We start from the raw sequence: 10,297 nt of genomic DNA, 5'->3' as shown, positions 1-10,297 counted from the left end.
TTTACTATTTAATTATAATTTTGTTGGCGAGGGAACGCCATAAAAAAAGCCCAACCGAAGTTGAGCTATGAGTTATCCAAAATAAAATGAATCTCGATCGTTCAAGAAATTGAAATGTTGACGAGTTTTATCTTGTTGTTCTTTATCAATCTCGAATTGTAAAATTTCTGCATGCTTGTTTATCGTTTCTAAATCTTGGCCTAAGGTATCAAAAAGATGAGAATCTCCTTGATAAACGAGATTATAGCCATCTATACCAGTTCTATTTACGCCTGCGACAAAAGCCATGTTTTCTATTGCTCTTGCTTTTAATAACGAAATCCATGCTTCACGGCGTGCTTTTGGCCAACTGGCATTACAAAGAATCAAATCATATGGATCTTCTTTTGTGTTGCGAATCCAAACCGGAAAACGTAAATCATAACAAACAATTGGTCGAATTTGCCATCCTTTATAATCTATGGTGACAATTTTATCACCTGCAGCGTAAACACCCGCTTCTTTTCCATAACTAAACAAATGTTTCTTGTCGTATATGTAAATAGAGCCGCTTGGACAGACGAAGTAAAAACGATTATAGTAGTTGTTATTCTCGTGTGTAGAAATGCTACCAGCTATCGCAGAATTCAGTTCTTTAGCTTTATGTTGCATCCATTCGAATGTTTCTCCAAAAGGTTTCTGAGCAATTTTTTCTACATTCATCGAAAATCCTGAAGCAAACATTTCGGGTAACAATATAATATCGGTTTGATGATTGCTTAACAATTTGTCTAAATAGGTTTGATTTGCTTTCGCATCTTCCCATATAACATCGTATTGAATCAATGATATTTTTAGTTTAGTTTGCTTTTCCATTGTTGATAAATTTATGATCTAGTTTTGGATTATTCGAATGATTGATGATGTAATACGTAAAGATAAACATAAAAAATCCGATAAGTGCTCCACCGACTGTATCGATAGCGAAATGGCGCGATAAATAAATTCGACTAATTGCAATACTTGGAAAATGTAAGGCGAAAAAAAGTTGTAACCATCGGTTTTTTGTGAGTAAACACAACATCATCGAGATTATAACGGCCGTTAATGAATGTCCTGATGGAAAAGTTGATGCCATTTGTATCGCGTAATCTTTGACCAAAACGATGTCTATTTTCTTTTGAGTGAAATAGTATCCTGGACGCAAAACTTGTTCAAAATATACATTCTTAAAAAAGACACTTATTGTTGATGCAACAGCACCTGAAACGAATAGGTAATAAAAATATCGTTGTGTTTTTTTCCATAAAAGATAGCCGAGCAAGATGAAAAATAAATAGTAGGTTCCGAAATCTGTATAGAATACAAAGAATTTATCGAAGTAATGATTGCTATATTTATTGAAATGCAAATGCAATTCATCGCGACCAAAATATTGTGTCATGGCAATAGCAGCAAAATTGTAGATAAAAAATACAATAAAAAAGGGCCAAATTCTTAGAAATAAGTCTTTTTGTTGATTCATCGAAAATTATTATTTGTTCAAATTTAGGCAAAAAAAAACTTGACTAAATAGCCAAGTTTTAAAACGTTTTAATATTGTTTAAAAAAAATTATTTTACTTTTTCTACGATAGCTTTGAAAGCTTCTGGGTGGTTCATCGCTAAATCCGCTAAAACTTTACGGTTTAATTCGATACCAGCTTTGTTTGCAGCACCCATAAATTTAGAGTAAGATAATCCATGTAATCTTGCTCCAGCGTTAATTCTTTGAATCCATAACGCACGGAAATTTCTTTTCTTTTGACGTCTATCACGGTAAGCGTAAACTAATCCTTTTTCTACTGCATTTTTAGCAACAGTCCAAACATTTTTTCTTCTTCCGAAATATCCTTTTGCAAGTTTTAAAACTCTTTTTCTTCTAGCTCTTGACGCAACTGCGTTTACTGATCTTGGCATAATTTTAATTTTTTTGTAGTGGGCGAGATTTCTCTGCTTTAAGGCCCAACGACAGGGTTAATAATGAATTAATAAACCAAATAAGAACAGGTTCTTATTTTAATCTTAATTGTTGTTTTACTGAATGAACATCAGCTTGATCCACTAAACCAGTTTGAGTTAAATTTCTCTTTTGTTTAGTTTCCTTTTTTGTTAGGATGTGGCTTTTAAAAGCGTGTTTTCTTTTAATTTTACCTGTTCCTGTTAATTTGAAACGTTTTTTCGCTCCAGATTTTGTTTTTAATTTTGGCATGATTACAAATTATTTAAAATTAAAACGTTTTTATTTTTTGTAAGATAATGAAACCTAATTATTTCTTAGGTCCCATCATCATAATCATTCTTTTACCTTCAAGTTTTGGCATTTGTTCTACTTTTCCAACATCCTCCAATTCTTGTGCTAAACGTAACAATAAGATTTCTCCTTGATCTTTAAAGATAATAGAACGTCCCTTAAAGAAAACGTATGCTTTTAATTTAGAACCTTCTTCTAAGAAAGATCTTGCATGACGTCTTTTGAATTCGTAATCGTGATCATCTGTTTGAGGACCGAAACGAATTTCTTTAACGACAATTTTCTGTTGTTTAGCTTTAAGCTCTTTTTCTTTTTTCTTTTGTTCGTATAAGAACTTTTTGTACTCTACGACACGACAAACAGGTGGAATGGCTTTTTCACTGATCATAACCAAATCTAAACCTTGTTCTTCTGCAAGTTCTAAAGCTTTAGAAATTGGATATACACCAGGTTCTATACCTTCTCCAACAACGCGTACTTCTTTCGCGTCAATCTTATCATTGATCTTATGTTGATCTTCCTTAATTACTCTGGCTGGACCTCTGCCGCCTTTTCTTCTAATTGCGATAGTTATTCTGTTTTAAATTATTTTAATTTGATTTGTTCTTTCATGAAGTTGATAAACTCTTGAATAGTCATCTCTCCTAAATCACCTTCTCCGTGTCTTCTTACAGAAACTGTACCGTTTTCTGCTTCTTTTTCACCGATGATTAACATGAAAGGAATTTTGCTGATTTCGGCATCACGAATTTTTTTACCAGTTTTCTCATTTCTACTGTCAATCAATCCGTTAATTTCCTCTTCGGCCAGCAAATTTAATACTTTTTCTCCATATTCCACATATTTTTCACTAATTGGTAAAATTGTGAATAAATCTGGTGTTAACCAAAGTGGTAAATTACCTGCTGTATTTTCTAACAAGATAGCAATGAAACGCTCCATAGAGCCAAATGGCGCACGGTGAATCATTACAGGTCTGTGTTTTTCGTTGTCTGCTCCAGTGTAAGTTAAATCAAAACGTTCTGGTAAGTTATAATCCACTTGGATTGTTCCTAATTGCCATTGACGTCCTAATGCATCTTTCACCATAAAGTCTAACTTAGGTCCGTAGAAGGCTGCTTCACCATATTCTACAACTGTTGGTAAACCTTTTTCTTCTGCTGCTGTGATGATGGCTTGCTCAGCTTTTGCCCAGTTTTCGTCAGAACCGATGTATTTTTCTTTGTTTTCGGGATCTCTTAATGAGATTTGAGCCGAATAATTATCAAATCCAAGATTTGTAAATACATAAAGTACTAAATCAATTACTTTTTTGAATTCTTCTAATAATTGATCTGGTGTACAGAACAAGTGAGCATCATCTTGAGTAAATCCACGTACACGTGTTAAACCGTGTAACTCTCCTGATTGTTCGTAACGATAAACTGTACCAAATTCAGCATAACGTTTTGGTAAATCGCGGTACGACCATTGTGACGTTTTATAAATTTCACAGTGGTGAGGACAGTTCATTGGTTTTAACAAGAATTCTTCTCCTTCGTTTGGTGTTTTTATTGGTTGAAAACTATCTGCGCCATATTTTGCATAGTGACCAGAAGTTACATACAACTCTTTTTGACCAATGTGTGGAGAGATAACCATTTCGTATCCCATTTTTTGTTGCTCTTTTAATAAGAAGTTTTCTAATTTTCTTCTTAAAGCAGCTCCTTTTGGTAACCAAAGTGGTAAACCTGCACCAACTTTTTCAGAGAAAGCAAATAAACCTAATTCTTTCCCTAATTTACGGTGATCACGTTTTTTAGCTTCTTCTAATAACTCAAGATATTCTGTTAAATCTTTTTGTTTTGGAAATGTGATACCATAAACACGCGTTAACATTTTATTTTTCTCGTCGCCACGCCAATATGCACCCGCAACATTCAATATTTTAGCAGCTTTTACAATTCCCGTATTTGGAATGTGTCCACCACGACATAAATCTGTAAAGTTATCATGTGTACAGAATGTGATTTCTCCGTCTGTTAAGTTAGAGATTAATTCTGTTTTGTACTCGTTGTCTTTATATGTTTCTAACGCTTCAGCTTTTGAAACTGAATATAATTTGAATTCAGCTTTTTTCTTTGCATTCTCTAACATTACTTTTTCAACTTTCGCAAAATCAGCTTCTGTAAATTTATCTTCCCCAAAATCAACATCATAATAGAAACCTTTATCAATTGCAGGTCCGATTGTTAATTTAGCGTTTGGATAAAACTCAACAATAGCTTGTGCTAATAAGTGAGCAGACGAATGCCAAAAAGCTTTTTTACCCATTTCATCGTTCCAGGTTAACAATTTGATCGTTGCATCTGTGGTGATTGGGGTTGTTGTTTCAACTTGTTTATCGTTTACTATAGCCGAAATGACATTACGTGCTAAACCTTCACTAATGCTAAGCGCTACATCCATAGGTGTTACGCCACTCTCATACTGTCTTACACTTCCATCTGGAAGAGAAATGTTTATCATCTTACTTTTAGAATTTGTACTAAGATGCAAAAATACGAATTTTCTGTAAGTTGACGAAATTTTTAAAGGGTTGATTTTGATTAAAATATTATCGTTTGGGATTAATGAATTTATAACTGATAAACCAGATAGCTACACAAAATAAAAAATCAAAAAGGTAAATGAAAATATTTTCTCGAATACTATTTCTAAACAAGTTTTGATGAATAGAGTATGGAATTAAATTAAAAAATCCAGGACGTGTAATTAGAGCATAAAGAATTAAACTAATTAAGGTTGGAATAATAAATTTTTCATCAATAAGTAAATTAGAAATATTATTTCTTTATAAATTTTAAAACTTCGTTTGACTCTTTTGTTTTGATGTAATAAACTCCTGAAGCTAAGGTTTGACAATCAATTGTGATGCTCGATTGATTATTTAGTGGTACAGGTTGTACCAATTGACCAACTGAATTGTAAATAAAAAGCGTATTGTTTTGAGCGTTCAATCGAGATTTATCAATACCAATTGTAATTTTTTCATTTGTTATCGTAGATGATTGTAACCAAATAAAAGGTTTTGAGTCAATTGTTTTTGTGCTTAAACTTTCGTGTATTTTAAATTGCGCTACAACAGGCAAATGATCACTCATATTGTATAAATTATTTCGCAATGTTTGTGAGTAAATCCCCGTACAATCGGGATCTTTTACGTCTTTGTCCAAACAATTTCCATTATTTCCGTAGGCTTTATAACTGTCGTTTACATAAGATAAACGTGTGCTGTTCTTGAAATTATCGCTCATCATAATAAAATCAAAACGATCATCTAATCCACCGCCTGCTCCTGCGTTAGTGCCGCTACCAAAACCGACGTTTGAAACACGAGTGCTCTGAGTATGTAAATAACTAAAATCCGGATTGTTTTGCCATTTCCCTGGTGCATTTAAGGGATCTACCATCAAAATAGCATTTTCAGGGTTTAAAATTTCTTGATAAGCTGGTTCTGATGAATTATAAAAATTAAAATCACCCGCAAAAAGTACATAGGTATTGGGTTGTGTTAAATTTTTTAATGATTTTGTTACTTCTTGTACCATTTCCAAACGCATTTGACGATTAGCAGGTCCTGTACTCGATTTTAAATGAGCTACAAAAACTTCTAAATGAATAGGATCGTTGGACGTTGTATTCAATTGAAAAGAATATTGATTGATATCGCGGTAGACTGTTGGGATTCGTTGCTGGTTGACCAATGTTAATTTACGTGTATTATAAAAAACCATTGTTTGCAAGGGATCATCTAATTTGGTTGTATCCGCAACAAAAAGCGCGCGCGCAAATTTGTCAGGTTGATTTTGCAACGAGGTATTTAGAATTAAATCAGCACCATTTTCTGTTACCAATTCACAAATCATAAATAAATCAGGTTTGTAGTCGTCTAAAATATCTCTTAAAATCAATTGACGATTTTGAGGGAGTGAAACCGGAAATTTAAACACATTATAAAACATGGTATTTAATGTTTCCTGAGAAAAAGTAGTAACCGAAAGTATTAAAAATAGAAAGCGTAATATTTTTTTCATATCAAAATTATTATCGTTTAACAAATCAACTATTATAACATCTGAAAACGGATATTGACCGATGTTAAGAATGTAGTAAATATATTGATTTTCAATTTAATAATCAAGTCGATTGTAACAGAAAGTAATTTATGTGTATTACAAAAAAAATCCAGTTTCGTTTAGAAACTGGATTTTTGAAATATTTTTAAGTTCGTGCTCGTCTAAAATAGAGAAATAAGGTCAGTAATCCGAAAACGATATTCGGAATCCATGAGGCGACAAATGGGGAAACATATCCTTTTTCGGAAAATGTAGAAGTTGTTTGCGAAAAGAAAATGTACACAAACGCTAACGAAATACCAACGGCTAAGTTGATTCCGATTCCTCCACGTCGTTTTTTAGATGAAAGTGATAAAGCTAAAATCGTTAAAATAATTGTAGAAAAAGGAACACTCAGACGATTGTTTAATTCGTTTTGATAGGTGTTAACATTGGCAGAACCTTTTGCTTTTTGTTTCTGAATAAATTCATTTAGCTCAAAAGTATTCATTGTTTCTGCAACATATTCTTCTGGTAAAATTTCGTCAGGCGAAGCGGGCAATTTTATATTTGTATTGGGTTCGTACGTTAATTTTTCAGTATGATCTTTGTTTATTTCTCTTGTATAAACACTTATCAATGCATATGTAGAATCTTTGTCGTTCCAATTAAAACTTGAGGCAATGATTTGTTTTTTTAATTCAGTTGAATCAAATTTTTGGTAGACAAAAGAACTTCCTAATTTTTCTGTTCTATCATAACTATCCACAAAAACATATTCTTTTGGCGAAATTTGTGAACCTATGCGTTGCCTTTTGTAATATTCTTCCTTTTTTGAGTTGCTGAGCATATGAACATATTCATATTTATTTTTCTTGATATTAGCCCATGGCAAAACAATGTTTCCAACAACCAAGGCTGAGATTGCCAAAAATATAGCTACCGAAACATATGGAAGGGTAAATCGATAAAAACTAATTCCACCCGAAAGCACACCTACAATTTCAGTTTGCATTGTTAACCGTGAAGTAAAATAGATCACGGAGATGAAAACAGCAATGGGTAAAAAGGTGTTAATAATCCAAATTGACCAATAGGGGTAAAATTGGGTTAATGCCGAATAAGCAGTGGATCCACTATCATTAATACGTCCTAATTTTTGACTAAGATCGACAATTACAGCGATGGTAGACAAAATCAAGACCATGAAGATAAAGGTTCCGATAAAGTTTCGGATGATGTATTTATCAATTATTTTCAAACTACAGACGTTGTTTTAGTTGTGGCACAATTTGTTCTTTCCATTGAGCGAAATCTCCTGCTAATATATGCTCTCTTGCAACTCTTACCAAATCTAAATAAAAGGCAAGGTTATGAACTGATGCAATTTGTTTTCCTAAAGATTCTTGTGCATTAAATAAATGACGAACATAGGCTTTTGTGTAATAACTATCCACATAGCTCGTTCCACTTTCGTCTAATGGTTCAAAACAATCTTTCCATTTTGCGTTTTTCATATTCATAACACCATTCCATGTAAATAACATACCGTTACGTGCATTACGCGTAGGCATTACACAGTCGAACATATCAACTCCAAGTGCAATACATTCGATAATATTCCAAGGCGTCCCAACTCCCATTAAATAACGAGGTTTGTCTTGAGGAAGAATTTCTGTTACGATATCTGTCATTTCGTACATAACAGGTTCTGGTTCACCAACAGATAAACCACCAATTGCATTTCCTTCTGCACCGAAATCGGCAATGTATTTTGCAGACTCTTGTCGCAACTCTTTGAAATCGTTTCCTTGTACTATTGGGAAAAGCGTTTGTTTGTGATCGTAATATTCAGGATTATTATTCAACCAAGTTCTACAACGCTCCAACCAACGATGTGTCACATGCATGGCACGTTTTGCATCGTGATATTTGGCAGGAATTCCTGTTAATTCATCAAAAGCCATAAAGATATCTGCACCGATGTAACGCTGGATTTCCATAGATTTTTCAGGTGTAAACATATGATAAGAACCATCAATATGCGATTTGAAACGTACACCTTCTTCGGATTTCTTACGACTTGTCGACAAAGAGTAGACTTGGAATCCTCCTGAATCTGTCAAAATTGGTTTTTGCCAATTCATAAATTGATGCAATCCGCCTGCTTTGTGTAAAATATCAGTTCCTGGTCGTAAATACAAATGATACGTATTTCCAAGAATGATTTGGGCTTTAATATCTTCTTCTAACTCACGTTGGTGAACAGATTTTACTGTACCAACTGTACCAACAGGCATAAAAATAGGTGTTTGAATTTTACCGTGATCGGTTTCTACAACTCCAGCTCTTGCCTTTGAAAATTCGTCTTTTTTATCGATTGAAAATTTCATAGTGTGCAAAGATATTAATTGTTTAGCTTGTTGCGAGTTGGTTTCGAAAAAAATAACAAAAAAATAAGGATAAAGTTTGCTTTACCCTTATGTAGAAATTTTATGAAATGATTATTTTGTAAAACGTAACGACATTTTGCGGTCAGAAGCTCTTTCTTCATCAGAAGCTGTTTCTGCCACTGTTGCAAACTCTTCTCCGTAACCTTCAGCAGAAACAACTTGCGCACCAACACCACGTTTAGCTAATTCAGCTTTTAAGTAATCAGCTCTTTTTTGAGAGATCTCTTTGTTTTTGGTATCATCACCAACTTTATCCGTGTAAGCACCAAGTTTTATTTTTGCGTTAGGATATTTTTTCAAAATAGCTGTAACATTATCTAATTGTACTTCCGAACCCGCTTCTAATTGATCAGTTTTGCCAAAAACAAAATTCACATTATCAAAGTTAAACCATTTATCTTTTAATTGATCTTCTGTTAAATTTGCAAATTCTGGCATTTTGATAAATTTGATAATTTGATCTTCTAAACCATTTGCATATCCTGATAAGGCAATTCCGTCTAAGTCGATTGTTGATAATTCTTTTGTAGTTTCAATACTGTCTGTACTAAAAATCGCACTATCCGTGATTACTTCTGTATCTGTTGTTACATTTTTATCTTCGTCTTTGCAATACTTCAACAAGAAAAATGCAGCTAAACCTAAAATAATTAGAGGGATTATCCATTTCCAAAATCCGCCACCGCTATTATTTTCGTTATGATTATGAGAAGAATGTATAGGTTCAACAAAAGGTTTTTCTTCTGGTTTAACCGTATCTTTAACTTCAGCAAAAGCATCTTTAATTTTTTCTTTGGCAGGCTCTACTGTTTCTGTAGCGGTTTCAGAAATATTGGGTTTATCGGTAAAGAAAGATCCTAAACCTAATGCACCAAGTCCTAATCCTGCAGGGATTAAACCTACTATTTTATCTTTCATTCCAGCTAATTGTGAGAAGAAATCACGTTCTGTCAAATTATTAAACTCAGCTTCTTTTCCTATTGAGCCGAATGTTGTTAAAGCGGTTAAGTCCAATAATTTTGATGAAGAAGCTGTTGAAATACCTGCAAACTCTGCCACTTTTGCAATAATAGGTTGTGTATTATTTCCTAAAAGAGTAGCGATTATACTAATTAAGTTATCTGGTGTTTCTTGTGTTGTTGAGATATTGGATAATCCTCGCGAAGCACCAAAAGATTTGATTGCATGAAATAATCCGTTGGTAGAACTACCTTTATCCACTAAGCTTCCTAACAAAATAGGCAAATAAGCACTCATTGCTTTTGAAATTCCAGTATCGCTTTCGCCTAATTCTGATGAAACTTTCGAGATTAAATTTGGGTTAATGTACCCTTTTACTAAATCAATAATGTTCATAGTTTTCGATTTTTTTAATTATAGTTTTTTTGTTGTTGTAATTAGTTATTTACCAATATTGTACCAATGTTCATGATGGTTAAAAATAGTTAAAAAAAGTGATAATTTTTATATTTTTTT

10 protein-coding genes are annotated in these 10,297 nt (G+C 33.1%); all 10 read right to left on the bottom strand.

Features of this window, described 5'->3' with window-relative positions; translation table 11 throughout:
- Positions 1-72 precede the first annotated feature (72 nt).
- The gene (locus Q0616_RS10910) at positions 73-855 is read right to left on the bottom strand and encodes a nitrilase-related carbon-nitrogen hydrolase (protein ID WP_225541717.1); all 783 of its coding nucleotides are present in this window, start codon (positions 853-855) and stop codon (positions 73-75) included.
- Positions 839-1,504 (bottom strand): phosphatase PAP2 family protein, encoded by a 666-nt coding sequence (locus tag Q0616_RS10905; protein WP_298776945.1) that lies wholly within the window; start codon positions 1,502-1,504, stop codon positions 839-841. Before Q0616_RS10905 ends, Q0616_RS10910 begins: the two co-directional genes overlap by 17 nt.
- 88 nt (positions 1,505-1,592) lie before the next feature.
- Complete coding sequence (gene rplT, locus Q0616_RS10900) at positions 1,593-1,937, bottom strand: 50S ribosomal protein L20 (RefSeq protein ID WP_171622611.1); 345 nt, start codon at positions 1,935-1,937, stop codon at positions 1,593-1,595.
- Between the two features lie 94 nt (positions 1,938-2,031).
- Positions 2,032-2,229, bottom strand: coding sequence for a 50S ribosomal protein L35 (gene rpmI, locus Q0616_RS10895; protein ID WP_038337133.1), 198 nt, complete (start codon positions 2,227-2,229; stop codon positions 2,032-2,034).
- 58 nt (positions 2,230-2,287) lie between these two features.
- Positions 2,288-2,797, bottom strand: coding sequence for a translation initiation factor IF-3 (gene infC / locus Q0616_RS10890; protein ID WP_225532389.1), 510 nt, complete (start codon positions 2,795-2,797; stop codon positions 2,288-2,290).
- A gap of 59 nt (positions 2,798-2,856) precedes the next feature.
- Entirely contained in the window at positions 2,857-4,779 is a 1,923-nt protein-coding gene (thrS, locus tag Q0616_RS10885) for a threonine--tRNA ligase (RefSeq protein WP_284582805.1), read from the bottom strand.
- 317 nt (positions 4,780-5,096) lie between these two features.
- Complete coding sequence (locus tag Q0616_RS10880) at positions 5,097-6,347, bottom strand: T9SS type A sorting domain-containing protein (protein ID WP_284582803.1); 1,251 nt, start codon at positions 6,345-6,347, stop codon at positions 5,097-5,099.
- 187 nt (positions 6,348-6,534) lie between these two features.
- Entirely contained in the window at positions 6,535-7,629 is a 1,095-nt protein-coding gene (locus Q0616_RS10875; protein WP_298776944.1) for an LptF/LptG family permease, read from the bottom strand.
- A 1-nt stretch (position 7,630) separates the two neighbouring features.
- Positions 7,631-8,761, bottom strand: a complete 1,131-nt coding sequence (gene tgt, locus Q0616_RS10870; RefSeq protein WP_171622607.1) for a tRNA guanosine(34) transglycosylase Tgt — start codon at positions 8,759-8,761, stop codon at positions 7,631-7,633.
- Positions 8,762-8,872: 111 nt separating this feature from the next.
- A complete protein-coding gene (locus Q0616_RS10865; RefSeq protein ID WP_225538878.1) occupies positions 8,873-10,177 on the bottom strand; it encodes an OmpA family protein in 1,305 nt (434 codons plus the stop codon).
- Between the last annotated feature and the right edge of the window lie 120 nt (positions 10,178-10,297).

The sequence above is a fragment of the uncultured Empedobacter sp. genome, assembly GCF_937930195.1.
Taxonomy (GTDB): Bacteria; Bacteroidota; Bacteroidia; order Flavobacteriales; family Weeksellaceae; genus Empedobacter; species Empedobacter stercoris.
This window is presented reverse-complemented; position numbering and strand designations above follow the sequence as displayed.